This is a genomic window from Streptomyces sp. NPDC043861 (assembly GCF_056435905.1).
In genome coordinates this window covers 166,841-183,759 of the sequence record NZ_JBWKDP010000016.1, presented here as the reverse complement: position 1 = coordinate 183,759, position 16,919 = coordinate 166,841, and the positions used below count along the sequence as shown (strand labels likewise).

At 70.3% G+C, this 16,919-nt stretch carries 19 protein-coding genes; 13 read left to right on the top strand and 6 right to left on the bottom strand.

The window, feature by feature from the left end:
- Positions 1 to 43 precede the first annotated feature (43 nt).
- Entirely contained in the window at positions 44 to 865 is an 822-nt protein-coding gene (locus AC068D_RS30350; RefSeq protein WP_478826298.1) for a PhzF family phenazine biosynthesis protein, read from the bottom strand.
- 139 nt (positions 866 to 1,004) lie between these two features.
- Between AC068D_RS30350 and AC068D_RS30345 the strand changes: the two genes are divergently transcribed.
- Positions 1,005 to 1,592, top strand: a complete 588-nt coding sequence (locus AC068D_RS30345) for a PadR family transcriptional regulator (RefSeq protein ID WP_478826297.1) — start codon at positions 1,005 to 1,007, stop codon at positions 1,590 to 1,592.
- A 184-nt stretch (positions 1,593 to 1,776) separates the two neighbouring features.
- Here AC068D_RS30345 and AC068D_RS30340 read toward each other — a convergent pair whose 3' ends face one another.
- The gene (locus AC068D_RS30340) at positions 1,777 to 2,205 is read right to left on the bottom strand and encodes a type II toxin-antitoxin system Rv0910 family toxin (RefSeq protein ID WP_478826296.1); all 429 of its coding nucleotides are present in this window, start codon (positions 2,203 to 2,205) and stop codon (positions 1,777 to 1,779) included.
- Positions 2,206 to 2,406: 201 nt separating this feature from the next.
- On the opposite strand from AC068D_RS30340, the gene AC068D_RS30335 reads away from it, so the two are divergent.
- From AC068D_RS30335 to AC068D_RS30325, 3 genes are all read left to right on the top strand, one after another.
- Entirely contained in the window at positions 2,407 to 2,946 is a 540-nt protein-coding gene (locus AC068D_RS30335) for a peptidase (RefSeq protein ID WP_478826295.1), read from the top strand.
- 31 nt (positions 2,947 to 2,977) lie between these two features.
- Complete coding sequence (locus AC068D_RS30330) at positions 2,978 to 3,970, top strand: EamA family transporter (protein ID WP_478826294.1); 993 nt, start codon at positions 2,978 to 2,980, stop codon at positions 3,968 to 3,970.
- 239 nt (positions 3,971 to 4,209) lie between these two features.
- Positions 4,210 to 5,181, top strand: a complete 972-nt coding sequence (locus tag AC068D_RS30325) for a DMT family transporter (protein WP_478826293.1) — start codon at positions 4,210 to 4,212, stop codon at positions 5,179 to 5,181.
- A 160-nt stretch (positions 5,182 to 5,341) separates the two neighbouring features.
- Here the strand turns inward: AC068D_RS30325 and AC068D_RS30320 are convergent, their stop codons facing one another.
- The gene (locus AC068D_RS30320; protein ID WP_478826292.1) at positions 5,342 to 6,064 is read right to left on the bottom strand and encodes a pyridoxamine 5'-phosphate oxidase family protein; all 723 of its coding nucleotides are present in this window, start codon (positions 6,062 to 6,064) and stop codon (positions 5,342 to 5,344) included.
- 35 nt (positions 6,065 to 6,099) lie between these two features.
- On the opposite strand from AC068D_RS30320, the gene AC068D_RS30315 reads away from it, so the two are divergent.
- A complete protein-coding gene (locus tag AC068D_RS30315; RefSeq protein ID WP_478826291.1) occupies positions 6,100 to 7,431 on the top strand; it encodes an aminotransferase class I/II-fold pyridoxal phosphate-dependent enzyme in 1,332 nt (443 codons plus the stop codon).
- Here AC068D_RS30315 and AC068D_RS30310 read toward each other — a convergent pair.
- Positions 7,422 to 8,378 carry a DMT family transporter gene (locus tag AC068D_RS30310; protein WP_478826290.1) on the bottom strand — a complete coding sequence of 319 codons (957 nt, stop codon included), beginning with the start codon at positions 8,376 to 8,378 and terminating at the stop codon, positions 7,422 to 7,424. The two genes, AC068D_RS30315 and AC068D_RS30310, sit on opposite strands and share 10 nt — an antisense overlap.
- 74 nt (positions 8,379 to 8,452) lie before the next feature.
- On the opposite strand from AC068D_RS30310, the gene AC068D_RS30305 reads away from it, so the two are divergent.
- Positions 8,453 to 9,361 carry a LysR family transcriptional regulator gene (locus tag AC068D_RS30305; protein WP_478826289.1) on the top strand — a complete coding sequence of 303 codons (909 nt, stop codon included), beginning with the start codon at positions 8,453 to 8,455 and terminating at the stop codon, positions 9,359 to 9,361.
- Between the two features lie 34 nt (positions 9,362 to 9,395).
- Here the strand turns inward: AC068D_RS30305 and AC068D_RS30300 are convergent, their stop codons facing one another.
- On the bottom strand, positions 9,396 to 9,863 hold the full coding sequence (locus AC068D_RS30300; RefSeq protein ID WP_478826288.1) for a pyridoxamine 5'-phosphate oxidase family protein: 468 nt from the start codon (positions 9,861 to 9,863) through the stop codon (positions 9,396 to 9,398).
- 239 nt (positions 9,864 to 10,102) lie between these two features.
- On the opposite strand from AC068D_RS30300, the gene AC068D_RS30295 reads away from it, so the two are divergent.
- Entirely contained in the window at positions 10,103 to 10,753 is a 651-nt protein-coding gene (locus tag AC068D_RS30295; protein ID WP_478826287.1) for a cysteine hydrolase family protein, read from the top strand.
- Here AC068D_RS30295 and AC068D_RS30290 read toward each other — a convergent pair.
- Positions 10,740 to 11,213, bottom strand: coding sequence for a Rieske (2Fe-2S) protein (locus tag AC068D_RS30290; RefSeq protein WP_478826286.1), 474 nt, complete (start codon positions 11,211 to 11,213; stop codon positions 10,740 to 10,742). The genes AC068D_RS30295 and AC068D_RS30290 overlap by 14 nt on opposite strands.
- 119 nt (positions 11,214 to 11,332) lie before the next feature.
- On the opposite strand from AC068D_RS30290, the gene AC068D_RS30285 reads away from it, so the two are divergent.
- From AC068D_RS30285 to ung, 6 genes are all read left to right on the top strand, one after another.
- Positions 11,333 to 12,196, top strand: a complete 864-nt coding sequence (locus AC068D_RS30285) for a HipA family kinase (protein ID WP_478826285.1) — start codon at positions 11,333 to 11,335, stop codon at positions 12,194 to 12,196.
- Positions 12,193 to 12,588 carry a DUF3037 domain-containing protein gene (locus AC068D_RS30280; protein ID WP_478826284.1) on the top strand — a complete coding sequence of 132 codons (396 nt, stop codon included), beginning with the start codon at positions 12,193 to 12,195 and terminating at the stop codon, positions 12,586 to 12,588. Before AC068D_RS30285 ends, AC068D_RS30280 begins: the two co-directional genes overlap by 4 nt.
- A 170-nt stretch (positions 12,589 to 12,758) precedes the next feature.
- Entirely contained in the window at positions 12,759 to 13,520 is a 762-nt protein-coding gene (gene fabG / locus AC068D_RS30275) for a 3-oxoacyl-ACP reductase FabG (RefSeq protein ID WP_478826283.1), read from the top strand.
- A gap of 16 nt (positions 13,521 to 13,536) precedes the next feature.
- Positions 13,537 to 14,304: an SDR family oxidoreductase gene (locus AC068D_RS30270; protein WP_478826282.1), complete on the top strand. Its 768-nt coding sequence runs from the start codon at positions 13,537 to 13,539 to the stop codon at positions 14,302 to 14,304.
- A 119-nt stretch (positions 14,305 to 14,423) separates the two neighbouring features.
- The gene (locus AC068D_RS30265; RefSeq protein ID WP_478826281.1) at positions 14,424 to 16,001 is read left to right on the top strand and encodes an ABC transporter substrate-binding protein; all 1,578 of its coding nucleotides are present in this window, start codon (positions 14,424 to 14,426) and stop codon (positions 15,999 to 16,001) included.
- Positions 16,002 to 16,102: 101 nt separating this feature from the next.
- Positions 16,103 to 16,786: a uracil-DNA glycosylase gene (ung, locus tag AC068D_RS30260; RefSeq protein ID WP_478826280.1), complete on the top strand. Its 684-nt coding sequence runs from the start codon at positions 16,103 to 16,105 to the stop codon at positions 16,784 to 16,786.
- Positions 16,787 to 16,919: the final 133 nt, after the last annotated feature.

The window sequence follows — 16,919 nt, the reverse complement described above, 5'->3', positions numbered from 1 at the left end:
ACGGGTGCCGGCACGGCTGCCGCAGCCGTACGGCCCTCGTCCGTCATGGCTTCGCGAGCAGCTCCCCGTCGATCACGGTCACGGCCCGTCCCGTGAGGAGCACGCGGTCGCCGCGCAGCGCCGTGTGCACGAGGCCGGAGCGCGCGGACGCCTGGAGTCCTGTCAGCTCCTGACGCCCGAGCCTGGCGGACCAGAACGGCGCCAGCGCCGTGTGTGCGCTGCCGGTGACCGGGTCCTCGTCGATGCCGACGTTCGGGAAGAAGCCCCGAGAGACGAAGTCGTAGCCGCGGTCCGGGTCCTCGGCCGGGGCGGTGACGATGACGCCCCGGCTCGAGTGGGTTGCCAGGGCGGGGATGTCGGGTACCAGGCCGCGCACGGTCGCCTCGTCCGCCAGCTCGACGAGCAGATCCCCGATGTGCGGGCCGGTGTCGAGAACCGTGAGCGGAGCCGCACCCAGTGCTTTGGCGACCCCGAACGGGGCGTCCGTACGGCTGAGCGGCGAGACCGGGAAGTCCAGGGTGATCGAGCCGTCCTCGTGGGTCGCGGCACTGAGGATCCCGCAGCGCGCGGCGAAGCGCACGGTTCCCGCCGCGGTCCCCGTGCTGCTCAGTACATGGGCGGTGGCCAGCGTGGCATGACCGCACATGTCGACTTCGGCGGCCGGGGTGAACCAGCGCAGCGCCCAGTCGGCGTCGCCACCGCCCGGGATCCGGTGGGCGAAGGCGGTCTCGGAGAGGTTCACCTCCCGTGCCACGTACTGGAGCCAGCCGTCGTCGGGGAAGGCCGGTGCGTCCAGGAGGAGCACCCCTGCCGGGTTTCCGCTGAAGGGCCGGTCGGTGAAGGCGTCCACGATTTGAATCCGCATGCCGATGACCGTAGGGCTCCGGCAAAGCCGCAGGCCAAGGCCAATCCCCGGATGGTGGCCCTGCTCACCATTGCCAAGCGAAACATTCCGATATATCGTTGACGCATCGCGACAGATCAACGATGGAAGGAGCGTAGCGATGCGTTCACATGGACATGGCAACTGCGGGCCGGGTCATCAGGGTCCGGGCGACTTCGAAGGGCGGCGTGCCGCCTTCGGTCCTTTCGGACCGGGGTTCGGCGGGCCTCCGTGGGCCGGCGGGCGCGGCCGCGGCGGCGGCAGGGGGAGGGCGCGGCGCGGTGATGTGCGCGCCTCGATCCTTGCGCTGCTGAAGGACCGGCCGATGCACGGTTACGAAATGATCCAGGAGATCGGCGAGCGCAGTGCGGGGGCCTGGAAGCCCAGTCCCGGCTCCGTCTACCCCACGCTCCAGCTGCTGGAGGACGAGGGGTTGATCGTCAGTGAGAGCGAGGGCGGCAAGAAGCTGTTCACGCTCACCGACACCGGGCGGGCCGAGGCCGACTCCGGTCCTGACGCGCCGTGGGAGGAAGCCGGTCGTGGTATCGACTGGGAGGCCATGAACGAGATCCGGCAGGCCGGCTTCGGCCTGATGGAGGCGTTCAGCCAGGTCTGGAAGACCGGTACTCCGGATCAGCGGATGAAGGCGGTCGCCGTCATCAACGAAGCCCGCAAGAAGCTGTATCTGATCCTGGCCGGCGAGCACTGACGCACGTTGCGAGGTCCCGGCGTGTGATCGGCCGACCGCATCGTCCGGCCGTGGCCGGTCGGTCCGCGAGTCCGGGCCCTGTGTCCGACCCGACGGCAGTACCTCGGTTCGCGTCGGGGCCGGCTCCCGGCCGGCAGGTGAAGGGCCCCGTCTCCCGGTGGGGCCCTTCTGCTGTGCGGCCTGCTCAGGCCACCAGCCCGCCCAGCTTGCGCAGGGACTCGTTGAGTGCGGCGGTCGCCGAGTCCTTGAGCTTGCCCGCCATCAGCGACACGGCCGCACCGGTGAACTCCCCGTCTATGCGGACCTTCGTGGCGCCGCCGTCGGGTGTGAGTGCGTAACGGGTGCCCACGGTGACGCCCATCGGCCCCTTGCCCTTGATCGCCAGGACCCGTTCCGGCTCCAGTTCGTCGACCGTCCAGGTCACTTCGGCCGGGAAGCCCATCAGTTTCATGTTCTCCGCGAAGGTCGCGCCCTTCTCCAGCGTGCCGGGGCCGCCCTGCGGGAAGCTGGTGTGGGTGGCGTTCCACCGGCCGTACGAGGCGAAGTCCGTCAGCTGCGCCCAGACCTTGCCGGCGGGCGCCTCGATGCGCGCCTCCGCGCTGACCTCGGCCATGCGACCACCCCTTCGTGTCGGGTTGCGGATGTCGCGGAACGTAGCCGTGAGACCTCGAACATTCAATACTGATGGGCCGTCAGGTCTGTGGCGTCTCATCCGCAGGGAGGAGGGGGCACCGAGGAAGCCCAACCTCCGTGGGACGCGGGAATGCTCCCGGACGGGGATGCCCGGGCCACGGGAGCCTGATGGGGTGGAAGAGTGCAGATCCCTGTCCCGCGGGTGTCCCCGCAATTCGAGTTCCTCCGTGCCGGGACCGACGCCGGGCTCACCGCAGAGCTGGCATCGGCGGTCGCGGGCGCGCGCCGGCGAGCGCTGCGGGACGGTGACCGTCAGATCGACACCGCTCATCTGCTGCACTCCCTGATGGAGGCGGACGCCGAGGTGCGAGCCGCTTTCGCCGGTACGGGGCAGGTCGCCCGTGTGCTCGGATATCTCGTGCAGCGCAGCATCGGCTACGGGCTGCGCTGGCAGGGTTCGGTCGAGGGCTCCGCCGCGCTTGCGCCGGCCCGGGGCGTCGGGGCCGCCGGCTGGTCCCCTTCCGCCTCCGCCGCCATGGAGTACGCGCTGGAGCGGGCGGCACTGCGCGGCGAGACGCGCGCCGCCGGTCTCGATCTGCTGGGGGCGATCGCCGCGGACCGGCGCTGCCGGGCCGTGGAAGTGCTCGAGCGTGCAGGGGTGGACAGTGCCTGGCTGGGGAGCCGCGCCGGGAAGCTGTCTCAACAGGCGTCACAGGCGTGACGCTCCTGTCGCGACCTGTCATGATGTGCCGGTGCTTGCGTCTCAGGGAAGGAGCGCCGGCCTGGGACTCGCCCTGGTGTCGGCCTTCGCGTTCGGTGGTTCGGGTGTGGCGGCCAAGCCGCTCATCGAGGCGGGACTCGACCCGCTGCATGTGGTGTGGCTCAGGGTGGCCGGCGCCGCCCTCGTCATGCTCCCCATTGCCTGGCGCCACCGCGACCTGCTGATACGCAAGCCGGCCCTGCTCGCCGGCTTCGGACTGCTCGCCGTCGCCGGTGTCCAGGCGTTCTACTTCGCGTCGATCTCCCGTATCCCGGTCGGGGTGGCGCTGCTCGTCGAATACCTCGCCCCTGCACTTGTTCTCGTCTGGGTCCGATTCGTCCAGCGAAGGCCGGTCACCAGGGCCGCCGCGCTCGGAGTCGTTCTCGCGGTCGGGGGCTTGGCCTGTGTCGTCGAGGTGTGGTCGGGGCTCCGCTTCGATGTGATCGGACTGCTGCTGGCTGTCGGCGCCGCGTGCTGCCAGGTCGGCTACTTCGTCCTGTCCGACCAGGGGGGCGACGACGCCGACGCCCCGGACCCGCTCGGTGTGATCGCCTACGGGCTGCTGGTCGGTGCCCTGGTACTGACCGTCATCGCACGCCCCTGGAGCATGGACTGGGCGGTACTGGCCGACGACGCGGCCATGGACGGCACGGCCGTCCCGGCCGCGCTGCTGCTCGGCTGGATCGTGCTGATGGCGACAGTCGTCGCGTACGTCACCGGTGTCATCTCGGTCCGGCGGCTGTCCCCTCAGGTGGCGGGTGTGGTCGCCTGTCTGGAGGCGGTCATCGCGACCGTGCTGGCATGGGTGCTGCTGGGAGAGCATCTGTCGGCGCCGCAGATCCTCGGCGGGGCAGTGGTCCTGGTCGGCGCGTTCATCGCCCAGTCGTCCACACCGAAGGCGCCGTCGGGGCCCGTGGCAGGCGGTCCCGGACCCGGCGGAGCGGTGGACCGCGAGGAGTTGTCGGCCGGACGGGCCGCGGCATAGGGTTCCGGACATGCATTCGACCGTCCTTCCGCCGCCCGCCGCGTAGCGCGGGCGGCCATCCGCTGACGAAGACCGGGCCCGGGTTGTCATGTCCCCCGGGCGGTTCGTCGCTGCCCGTGTGCGGAGCCCAGCGGCCACCTGTCCTGTCTTCACCGGTCCGTCGTGGGGTTTCCCACGCCCCCTGACGCAGGGGGAGGGCCCCGGGGGCTGCCCCCGGACACTCAGCACGGAGAGATCACGTGTCGAAGCCTTCAACCAGCCCTGCCTCCGGTCTGCCGGTCGGACGCAGCCTCTTCTACCTCGTCGTCGCGGGTGTGGCCTGGGGGACCGCCGGGGCCGCCGCCTCGCTGGTCTTCGGGATCAGCGACCTCGGCCCGCTCGCCCTGTCGTTCTGGCGGTGCCTCGGCGGACTGGTGCTGCTCGGCGCCGCGCTCGCGCTGCGCCCGCGCAGGTCCTGCACGAGCGCCGAGCCCCGGCGCCGCCGTCTGCTGCGGATTCTCGGCACCGGCATCGGTCTGACGATGTTTCAGAGCGCCTACTTCGCGGCCGTCGAACAGACGGGGCTGGCCGTCGCCACGGTCGTCACGCTCGGAGCGGGCCCCGTTCTCATCGCCCTCGGAGCGAGGCTGACCATGGGGGAGCGACTCGGACGCGGCGGGATCGCCGCCGTCACCGGTGCACTCACCGGACTCTGCGTGCTGGTACTCGCCGGCGACGGCGGCACAGTGCGCCCGGCCGGCGTGGCACTGGCGTTGCTCTCGGCCACGGGTTACGCGGCCATTGCCCTGCTGACCCGCCGACTCGGCCGCGACGGCGGAAGCGGGGACGCGCCGGCGACCACCGCCTGGACGTTTGCGGTGGGTGCGGTCGGGATGCTGCCGTTCGCGCTCATGGAGGGGCTCCTGCCGCACACAGCCGAGCCCGTCACGGTGCTGTGGCTGCTGGTGTACGTGGCCGCCGTGCCGACCGCGCTCGCGTACACGCTCTACTTCGCCGGCGCCGCCGCCGTCCGCGCCGCGACCGTCTCCGTGGTGATGCTCCTCGAGCCCGTGAGTGCGGCGGTGCTGGCGGTGACCGCGCTGGACGAGCGACTGAGCACGGCAACGGTGGCCGGAACGCTGCTGCTGCTGGCCGCCGTTGTGGGCCTGGCCTGGCAGGAGGCGCGTCTGGCTGCTCTCGGGCGCGGCCGCGCCGAGGCAATCGCCGTCTGACGCGGAGGAAGCCGGAGGCGGGGCGGGTCCGTGCGATGGAGCAGGCCCGCCCCGGGCCGGTCCCGACCTCCGTACGCGCAGCCGGGGCCCGCGACAGCGTTCCGCCGCCCGAGGCGGGCCGATGGCTCCACGGGCGGTGGAACGAACGGGCCCGACCTGCTCATGCCCGAGCGCCATCCGTGTGCCGGAGGCTCGTCGGCGTCCCTGACGACTGGTGCGCGGGCAGATAGCCGGGCAGCGCGACGGCCGGGTCGAGGTCGTCCGCGGGGACCGGCGGGCCGTAGCCGTGGGCCAGCGGGATCACGCCACTCCAGTACGGCAGGGACTGGTCCTCCGGTTCGTCGTTGGGGCCCCCCGTACGGCACTTGGCGGAGACCTCGTCGAGATCGAGACGCAGCACCGCGGTGGCCGCGAGTTCCCTGGCGTTCGCCCGACGCGAGTCGTCGGAGCGGCCGGGGATCACATGGTCGACCAGGGCGTCGAGGGCGGTGGTCTTCTCCTCCGGGTCGGTGACCTGGTGGGCGGTGCCATGGATCACGACCGAGCGGTAGTTGATCGAGTGGTGGAACGCGGAGCGTGCCAGGACGAGCCCGTCCACATGGGTGACGGTCAGACAGACCTCCAGGCCGGGGTCGGCCTCCCCGGCCATGCGCAGTGGCCGGGAGCCGGTGGAGCCGTGGACGTAGACGGTCTCGCCGACCCTGCCGTAGAGGGTCGGCAGCACCACCGGTGCTCCGTCGCGAACGAAGCCCAGATGGCACACGTATGCCTCGTCGAGTATCGCGTGCACCAGCTTGCGGTCGTAGGAAGCACGCGCGCGTCCACGGGTCGGGCTGGTGCGCTCGGTGGTCCGGTAGGCGGAGCCGGTCGGCAGCGAGGTCATTGCCATCTCCATTGCACTAGTGCATAATGTCTTTTGTGCTAGGAGAGTATCGGATTGCGGGCCGTCGTGCATCGGAGATCGCCGTGAGCGTCGAACGCGGGGTGGGCACTGGAGCGCTCGCGCCTGGTCAACTACTGCCGCCCATGCGCGAGTTGGCGACCACGCTGGGCGTCAACCCGAACACCGTCGCGGCCGCCTACCGGACGCTGCGCGACCGCGGAGTGATCGAGACGGCAGGGCGTCGCGGAACCCGCGTGCGACCGCGTCCCGCGAGCACGGCACGCGGGTCACTCAGGGTGGACGCACCACCCGGCGTACGGCAGGTCTCCGACGGCAACCCCGACCTCGCTCTGCTCCCGCCGCTGCGGGACGCGTTCGAGGCCGCCGCCCGCCACCAGGCCGAGCGGCCGGTCCTCTACGGGGAAGCGCCGGTGGACCCCGAGCTGGCGCGGCTCGCCCGGGCCGGGCTGGACGCCGACGGGGTGCCGGACGGTCCCCTCGCCGTCACCTCCGGCTCGCTCGACGCCATTGAGCGTGTGCTGAACGCCCACCTCAGACCCGGGGACACCGTCGCCGTCGAGGACCCGTGCTGGGGCCGGCTGCTGGACCTGGTCGCAGCGCTCGGACTGCGGCCGGTGCCGGTCGCCCTCGACGAGGACGGACCGCTCACCGTGGAGGTGCGGCGCGCCCTTGAAGGCGGAGCCCGGGCCCTCGTCGTCACCGACCGGGCCCAGAACCCCACGGGGGCCGTGGTCACCCGTGTGCGGGCGCGCGAACTGCGGGACGTGCTGGCCGCGCATCCCCAGGTGCTGACCATCGAGGACGACCACGGCTGCGCCATCGTCGACCAGCCGCTCCATCCGCTCGCGGGGGTGACGGAGCACTGGGTGGTCGTCCGTTCCACCGCCAAGGCCTACGGGCCGGATCTGCGGCTCGCCGTGCTGACCGGGGACGCGGTCACCGTGGACCGGGTGCAGGGGCGGCAGCAGCTCGGCCCCGGCTGGGTCAGCCGGCTGACCCAGCGGGCGGTCGCGGAGCTGTGGGCCTCCGGAGCCGTCGATCCGGCGGCGGTGGCGCGTGCCTACGGGGAGCGGCGTGACGCACTGCTGAGGGCCCTGGCCGAACGCGGCGTCGAGGCGCACGGTCGCAGCGGCATGAACGTCTGGGTGCCCGTGTCCGACGAGACGGGGACGGTGGCGCGACTGCTCCATGCGGGGTGGGCGGTCGCGCCGGGGGCGCGTTTCCGGATCTCCTCGCCGCCCGGAGTGCGGATCACGGTGTCCGGTCTGACGGGGGACGACATCGGACGGCTTGCCGACGCGGTGGCGGCGGCAGCCCGCCCGATGCCCGCCCGTGCCTACGGCTGACGGGGCTTCGGCCTGCTCTGGGTGAGCGCGGCACCCGCCAGCACGACGAGGGCGCCGACCGGTGTGTTCCAGCCGAACTTCTCGTCGAGCAGTGTCACTCCGGCGATCGTGGCGATGACCGGGATGAAATACGTGACCATCGTCGCGGTCGTGGGGCCGACCTCGGCGACGAGACCGTACTGCAACAGCATCGCGAAGCCCGTCCCCAGGGCGCCCAGGGCGATCACCGCGAGCAGCGGAACCACGGGGAAGGAATCCGGGAGGGTGGTGAACAGCGGTGTCACCAGCGCCAGTTGGATCGTGGCGAGCAGCAGCTGCGCGCCGGTGAGCGAGAGGGCCGAGTGGGTGGAACCGGCGAGGGTGCGGCGGACGTAGATCCAGCCCACCGGGTAGCAGAGCGAGGCGAGGAGTGCCATCGCGGTGCCGCCCGCATCCAGTCCTGCGAAGCCCTTCCACGCGCCCAGCACGGTGAGCACGCCCAGGAAGCCGACACCCAGCCCGGCGACGCGACGGCGGGTCGGCCGGTCCTCGGAGAGCGCCACCAGGGAGAGCACCATGCCCCAGAGCGGGGAGGTGGCGTTGCAGATGCCCGCCAGGCTGGAGGGGATCGTCAGCTCGGAATAGGCGAAGAGCGAGAACGGCAGAGCGTTGAGCAGGAACGCGGCGACGGCGAGATGGGCCCAGGTGCGGAGATCGCGTGGCAGGCGTTCGCGCTTCCACATCATCGCCGTCGCCAGTACGGCGGTGCCGAAGAGCAGCCGGCCGAACGTGACCTGGAACGGCGCGTATCCATGGGTCCCGACTTTGATCAGCAGAAAGCTGAATCCCCAGATCAGGGCGAGCACCGCGAACCTGATGCGCCAGTCGAGGGTGCGGCGGCGCCTCGTGGTGACGGGCGGCGGGACGAGTGGGGTGCGATCATGCGAAGTCGGCGTAGCGGCGCTCATGGCACCTACTCTGGAGGGCCTGATCTCGTAGGACAAGCGAGACTTCATTCACTGCTTGGCTTAGCATTGCTTACATGTTGAATCTGGAGCGCCTGCGAACCCTGGATGCGCTGGCCCGGCATGGCTCGGTGAGCGGGGCGGCCGACGGACTTCACGTGACGACCTCGGCCGTGTCCCAGCAGATGGCCAAGCTGGAGCGGGAGGTGGGACAGCAGCTGCTCGCCAAGTACGGGCGCGGGGTGCGCCTGACCGACGCCGGGCGGCTGCTCGCCGATCATGCCGCGCGCATCCTCTCCCAGGTCGAGCTCGCCCAGGCCGATATCGAGGCGCAGCGCGGCCAGGCGGTCGGTGAGGTGCGCATCGGAGCCTTTCCGACGGCCGCGCGAGGCCTCTTCCCCGCGGCCCTCGCGGCTCTGCACGGCGACCACCCCGAGCTGCGCGTACGCTCCAGCGAGCTGGAGCCGGAGGACGGAGTGCGCCGGGTGGTCAGGGGTGACCTCGATCTGGCGGTCGTGCTGGACTGGAGCAACAAGCGACTGCCGGTACCCGCCGGCCTCGCCCGCGCACAACTGATGGACGACGCGGCGGATGTCGCCATGCCGGTGGACCACCCGCTCGCCGCGAGCGCCGAGGTGGACCTCGAGGACTTCGCGCATGACGAGTGGGTGTCCTGGCCCGAGGGCGAGTTCTGCTACGAGTGGCTCGTCTTCACCCTCCGCTCCAAGGGCGTCGAGCCCCGGATCGCGCACATGGCCGGGGAGCACCACACCCAGTTGGCGCTGATTGCGGCGGGCCTCGGCGTGTGTGTCACACCCCGACTCGGACGCGGTCCGGTGCCGGAGGGCGTCAGGCTCGTTCCGGTCCGCCAGAGGATGCACCGGCACATCTATGCGATCTGGCGTGCGGACGCGGACCGCCGCCCGTCGATCCGTGCGGCCCTGGAGGCACTTCAGGGGGCCGCGGCGGCGGTGACGACGGCCTGACGCGCGACGCGGGGGCCGGAACCGGCGCGCCGGGTCAGAGCGCCGCGAGCTTACGGAAGTCCCATGAGGCGACCGCGTCCGGCGTGAGCCGGACCCAGGCGTGGCGGCCGTCGTGGGGCATCGTGTCCAGGCCGAAATTCTTCCGGGCGAAGAGCAGTTCGGGGGCATCGAGCGCAGGGCAGGGCACGCCGGTCCTCGGGGACTCGCCGACGAACTCGGCCGTGCCCGAGAGCTCCACGCCGCGGAGATCCCCGTAGTCCTCGCCCGCGTCCACCACCACGGCGATCCGCGGATCGCGGCACAGCTCCGACCAGCGGCGGCTGCGGGTGATCGAGTACAGCCACAGGGACGTGCCGTCCCAGGCGAACCAGAGGGCGCTGACGTGCGGGCGCCCATCGGCCGACACGGTCGCGACCCGGCAGGTGCGCTGTTCGGCGAGGAACGCGTCGAGTTCGGCCGGCGTCATCATGATCCGGCGACCGTGGCGCTGCGTGACGGCCATACGAGGACCCTCCCAGTGGCTGACGAGGTGTCAGAAATAATCGGGGCTCTTCCCTCCCCGCGCAATGCCCGTTACCGTCACGCGGCCGGACACCCGTGGTGCGCCCCTGCGGCGAGCCGGACTCCCGGCACCGGGGCCGGTCGGAGAACCGGGACCGAGGACCCGATCCGGAGAGCCGGGACCGCGCAGCGCGAGAGCCTCGCGGGAAGACGTGGAGCGGAAGAGGGGGAAGTGGGGAAATGCCGTCGTTCGAACAGCTACTGGAGCAGCTCGATCCGGCCGGCACGGTGCTGCTCACCGTCGAGTGCCAGAACGGCGTCGTCGGGACGGACAGTGCCCTCCCGGAGCTCGCGGCGCAGGCCCGCTCCTCCGGGGCCCTGACGCGGGTCGCCCGGCTCGTCGCCGCCGCGCACGAAGCCGGGGTCCAGGTGCTGCACGCGGTCGCGGAACGGCGGCCCGACGGGCGCGGTTCCAACCGCAACGCCCGTCTGTTCCGGGCCGCCGAGCGGCTGCCGGTCCAGCAGCACTCCGGCAGCAGCGCGGTCCGTGTCGCCCCGCCGATCGAGGTCGCGGACGAGGACGTCGTCGTACGCAGACTGCACGGGCTGTCCCCCGTCGCCGGCACCGGCGTCGACGCCCTGCTGCGTAATCTGGGCTGCCGCACCCTCGTCGTCGTCGGCGTCTCCGCCAATGTGGCGATCCCGAACGCCGTCTTCGACGCCGTCAACCTCGGCTACACGGCGGTCGTCCCCGCGGACGCCATCGCGGGGGTGCCCCCCGAGTACACCCCCGCGATGGTCAGGAACACGCTTGCCCTCGTCGCCACTGTCACCACGACCGACGAGGTGCTCGCGTGCTGGAAGCGCCCGCGCAGGGTCACGCGAGCCTGATCGAGTCGCCGTCGACGACGATCGACGCGGCCGGCAGCGCGGACGTGGCCGGGCCGGCCTTCACGCTGCCGTCCGTCGCGTCGAACATGCTGTTGTGGCAAGGGCAGTTGATCATGCCGTTGGAGACCTGCTTCACGGCGCAGCCCTGATGGGTGCACTTGGACGAGAAGGCCTTGAACTCGCCCGCTGTCGGCTGCGTCACCACGACATCGCCGATGACCTTGCCACCGCCCTGCGGGATGTCCGCGGTCTTGGCCAGGACCTTTCCGCCACCGCCGCCCGTCGTGCCACCGGTGCCGCCCGTCGTGCCACCGGTACCGGCGGGCTGCTCGCCCGCACTGCCCGCGCTCTCCGATTCGCCACCGCACGCCGTGAGGGCCGCGGTGAGTCCCGCTCCGCCCGCTGCCGCCACCACGGTGCGCCGTGTCACCGTGCGGGCCGTTCCCTGGGTTCGGGTCATGCCGCCTCCCTTTCCGGACCGCGATCCGGCCCCGCCCCGGGGCCGCTCGTGATGTTGTACGGGACCGGAGCGCGCCTCGTTCAACGACCACGCCGGAAAGCGCACAGTAATCTTGCTCAATGCTCTCCGAAGTGATCGCGACCCGCTATGTCACGCCCCTGCGTGAGGGCGGCTCGCTCCCCGGCATCGTCGAGGCCGACGATCTCGGTACGTACGTCATGAAGTTCACCGGTGCCGGGCAGGGCCGCAAGACCCTGGTCGCCGAGGTCGTCTGCGGTCAGCTCGGCCGCCGGCTCGGACTGCGCGTCCCGGATCTCGTGCAGATCCAGCTCGATCCGGTCATCGGCCTTTCGGAACCCGACCAGGAGGTGCAGGAGCTGCTGAAGGCGAGCGGCGGCCTCAATCTCGGGATGGACTTTCTGCCCGGATCGATCGGCTTCGATCCGCTCGCGTACGAGGTGGACCCCCTGGAGGCGGGCCGGGTCGTCTGGTTCGACGCGCTGATCAACAACGTCGACCGTTCCTGGCGCAACCCCAACATGCTCGTCTGGCACGGTGATCTGTGGCTGATCGACCACGGTGCCACCATGATCTGGCATCACAACTGGCCGGGCGCGGTGGCCTCCGCCGCCAAGCCCTACGACGCTTCCGACCACGCCCTCGCTCCCTTCCGGCCGGACATCGAGGCCGCCGCCGCCGAACTGGCGCCCCTGGTCACCGAGGAGTTGCTGACTGAGGTGGCCGCGGACGTCCCGGACGAGTGGCTGGTGGACGAGCCCGGGTTCGACTCCACGGACGCGCTGCGCCGTGCCTATGTCGAGACCCTGCTGTCGCGGGCCGGGACCATCCATGAGCGGATCACGCTGACCGCCCCCTCGAGGCCCCGTCCTTCACAGGCGCCCGGCTGGCTGACCGAGCACCTCACGCCCTGGCCCCACCCGACGAAGAAGAGCAACGGCGGCACGAAGGGTGAGGGGCAGTGAGCGATCGCGGCGTCGAACGGGATGTCTTCGAGTACGCGCTGCTGCGTGTGGTGCCGCGCGTCGAGCGCGGCGAGTGCTTCAACGCGGGCGTGGTGGTGTACTGCCGGGCCAAGTCCTATGTGGCCGCCCGTACACATCTGGACGAGGCCAAGCTGAGGGCCCTGGACCCGGGGGCCGATGTCACGGGAGTCAAGGCCGCGCTGCATGCCGTCGAGGGCATCTGCAAAGGCGGGGAGGGCGCGGGGCAGGCGGCGGGCGACGACGCGGGGCGGCGGTTCCGCTGGCTGATCGCGCCGCGCTCGACGGTCGTCCAGCCGGGGCCCGTGCATACCGGCCTGACCGCCGATCCGGAGGCCGAGGTCGAGCGGCTCCTCGATGTGCTGGTGCGCTGAACCGGGCCCACAAGAGGGACGAGTGACCCCGGGCACCCGGTGGGCCGTTGACACCGGGTGCCAGGCCTTCTAGCGTCTCGTCACTGAAGGTACTAAGCGGTCGCTCATCTTTTTGGGTCGTGTCCGGGCGGCCGCATGCCACGGGAATCCAAGGGCGAGGAGAACCAACCATGTCCACCACCGAGCAGCGCGTCGCGATCGTGACCGGGGCGGCGCGAGGCATTGGCGCTGCCACCGCCGTACGTCTGGCGGCCGAGGGCCGTGCCGTCGCCGTACTCGACCTCGACGAGGCGGCCTGCAAGGACACCGTCGAGAAGATCACGGCGGCGGGCGGCAAGGCCCTCGCCGTCGGCTGCGACGTCTCGGACTCCGCCCAGGTGGAGGCCGCAGTCGCGCGTGTCGCCGCGGAGCTCGGCGCGCCGACGGTTCTCGTCAACAACGCCGGCGTGCTCAGGGACAACCTGCTCTTCAAAATGAGCGAGTCCGACTGGGACACCGTCGTCAACGTGCACCTCAAGGGCGCGTTCCTGATGGCGAAGGCATGCCAGAAGCACATGGTGGACGCGGGCTTCGGCAGGATCGTCTCCCTGTCCTCCAGCTCCGCGCTGGGCAACCGCGGCCAGGCGAACTACTCCGCCGTCAAGGCCGGTCTCCAGGGCTTCACCAAGACGCTCGCCAAGGAACTGGGCAAGTTCGGCATCACCGCCAACGCCGTCGCCCCCGGTTTCATCGTCACCGAGATGACCGCGCAGACCGCCGCCCGCGTCGGCATGGGCTTCGAGGAGTTCCAGGCCGCTGCCGCCACCCAGATCCCGGTGCAGCGTGTCGGCAGGCCCGAGGACGTCGCCAATGCAATCGCCTTCTTCACGGGTGACGACGCCGGATTCATCTCCGGCCAGGTCATGTACGTGGCCGGCGGCCCGCTCAACTGAACCGGAGAAGACAGAGATGACTGCTCAGGAACTTCCTCCCCTGTCCGGCAAGGTCGCCCTCGTCACCGGTGGCAGCCGTGGCATCGGCTACGGCGTCGCCGAGGCGCTGGTCGCCCGCGGTGACCGCGTCTGCATCACGGGCCGGGGTGAGGACGCGCTCAAGGAGGCCGTCGAGCGCCTCGGCGCCGACCGGGCGATCGCCGTGGCCGGCAAGGCCCACGACGAGGCGCACCAGGCGGCTGCCGTCGAGCACGTGATGGACGCCTTCGGCCGTGTCGACTTCCTCGTCAACAACGCCGGCACGAACCCCGTGTTCGGTCCGATCGCCGACGTCGACCTCGCCGTGGCGCGCAAGGTCTTCGAGACGAACGTGATCTCCGCGCTCGGTTTCGCCCAGCAGACCTGGAAGGCATGGCAGAAGGACAACGGCGGTGCGATCGTGAACATCGCGTCGATCGCCGGGATGTCCGCCTCCCCGTTCGTCGGGGCGTACGGCATGAGCAAAGCAGCGATGATCAATCTGACCCTGCAGCTGGCGCATGAATTCGCTCCGGTGGTCCGGGTCAATGCGATCGCTCCCGCCGTGATCAAGACAAAGTTCGCGGAAGCGCTCTACGAGGGCCGGGAGGCGGAGGCGGCCGCGGCCTATCCGATGGGCCGGCTGGGTGCTCCCCGGGACATCGGAGGAGCCGCCGCATTTCTCACTTCCGACCAGTCGGACTGGATCACGGGGCAGACACTCGTGGTCGATGGCGGTATTTTCCTCAATGCCGGAGTCCACTGAGTCGTTTTGTGCCTGAATGGCCAGGGACAGCCTGAAGTGCCCCGCCGGACCACCCATTGATCCGGTGGGGCACTGCGGTATGGTTCGCCGACCCATGGCTGAACGAGGAGCGTGTGCACGTGTTCAACCGGACGATGCTGCGGGCGGCTGCAGCCCTTGCGTCCATATCCCTGGTGGCGGGATGCGGTCTGTTTTCGGACGATGACGCCGATGCGGCCAAGCCGGTGGTTGTCGGCACGACGAGTGAGCCCAGCACGCTCGATCCTGCCGAGGCGTGGGACGGCTCCTGGGAGCTGTACCGGAATGTGTTCCAGACGCTCCTGAGTTTCCCGACCGGGAGCACGAGTCCGCAGCCCGACGCTGCCGAGGACTGCAAATTCACTGATCCGACCAATACGGCGTTCCAGTGCACTCTCCGGGAAAACCTCAAATTCTCCAACGGGCACAAGCTGGACGCCGCTGCGGTCAAGCACTCGATCGACCGGATCAAGAAGATCAATGCGAAGGGCGGTCCCAACGGACTGCTCGGTTCGCTCAGCTCGGTCGAGACGGAAGGTGACCGGACCATCACGTTCCGGCTCACCAAGGCGGATGCCACCTTCCCGTTCATCCTCGCGACACCCGCGATGTCCCTCGTCGACCCAGCCGAGTACGCGGCGGACAAGCTGCGCAAGGACGGCAAGCTCACGGGGTCGGGCCCGTACACCCTGGAGTCGTACTCCGAGGGGGGCAAGGCCGAGCTGAAGAAGAACGCCAGCTACGTCGGCTTCGCCGACCGCAAGAACGAAGCGGTCACCATTCGCTACTTCAAGGACTCCGAAGCGATGGTGAGTGCCCTCAAGAACAAGGAGATCGACGTCACCAACCGCGGCCTCACCGCGGAGGAGGTCGTCGCGCTGCAGCAGAAGAAGCCGGAGAACGAGGGGATCCAGGTCGTCGACACCGTGGGTGCCGACATCCGCTACCTGGTCTTCAACCCCAAGGACAAGGCCGTGGCCAAGCTTCCGGTACGCCGGGCGATCGCCCAGGTCGTCGACCGTGAGGCTCTCGTCGGGAAGGTCTACCAGGGCACCGCCGAACCGCTCTACTCGATGATCCCGAAGGGCATCGCCGGGCACACCACCAGCTTCTTCGACACGTTCGGTGAGCCGGATGTGAACAAGGCCCGCGAGATCCTCGAGGAAGCAGGGATCAGCACCCCTGTCGATCTGACCTTCTGGTTCACCACGGACCGCTACGGCTCCTCCACGGCACCCGAGTTCGCCGAGCTGAAGCGCCAGCTGGATGCCTCCGGCCTGTTCAAGATCTCGTTGCAGAGCAAGCCCTGGAAGGAGTTCCAGGAGGGCTACAAGGAAGGGAAGTACCCGGTCTTCGGCCGAGGCTGGTTCCCCGACTTCCCGGACCCGGACAACTTCGTCGCGCCGTTCGTCGGCAAGGAGAACGCGCTCGGCACCCCGTACGACAGCAAGGAGATCGCCGAGCAGCTCACGCTGTCCCGCAAGGAGAGCGACCGCGGAGCCGTGTCCGGGCAGTTCGAGGTGGCCCAGGAGGTCCTCGTGCAGGACGTCAGGCTGCTGCCGCTGTGGCAGGGCAAGCTGCACATCGCGGCCAGCGAGGAGATCGCCGGCTGCGAACGTGCACTCGACCCGCAGACGATCATGCAGGTGTGGGTGCTCGAGCGGAAGACCAGCTGGTAGACGGCCCCGGCCGGGCCCCGCGCCCGGCCGGCAGCCGCGACTGTCAGTGGCCACCGGTAGGTTCTGGACCGAGAACTGATCGCACACCGGAGGTTGTTGACGTGACCGACACCGACATGCTGCCCGAGTCCTGGCGCGGCGTCCTCGGCGAGGAGCTCCAGAAGCCCTACTTCAAGGAGCTCGTCGACTTCGTCGAGGACGAGCGGGCCAAGGGGCCGGTGTACCCGCCGCGCGACGAGGTCTTCGCGGCGCTGGACGCCACGCCCTTCGACCGGGTCAAGGTGCTGGTCCTCGGCCAGGACCCGTATCACGGCGAGGGCCAGGGGCACGGTCTGTGCTTCTCGGTGCGCCCGGGCGTCAAGACCCCGCCCTCCCTCCGGAACATCTACAAGGAGATGCAGGCGGAGCTGGGGCACCCGGTGCCGGACAACGGCTATCTGATGCCCTGGGCCGAGCAGGGCGTCCTCCTGCTCAACGCGGTGCTGACGGTCCGGGCGGGCGAGGCCAACTCCCACAAGGGGAGGGGCTGGGAGAAGTTCACGGACGCGGTGATCACCGCCGTGGCCTCGCGGCCCGACCCCGCGGTCTTCGTCCTGTGGGGCAATTACGCCCAGAAGAAGCTGCCGCTGATCGACGAGAGCCGTCATGTGGTGGTGAAGGGCGCCCATCCCTCGCCGCTCTCCGCGAAGAAATTCTTCGGGTCGCGTCCGTTCACGCAGATCGATGCGGCCGTGGCGGCCCAGGGCCACGAGGCGATCGACTGGCGCATCGCCGACCTCGGCTGACGGTTCCCGCACCTGGCTGACAGGCTCGGGCCCCGTTCCGAGCCTGTGCCGGATCATCACCGGTGGCGGCTAAGGGCTGTCCCGTAATCCCCGGCGGGCGCACGACGACAGCTACGGCACTCCCCCAGCTGCC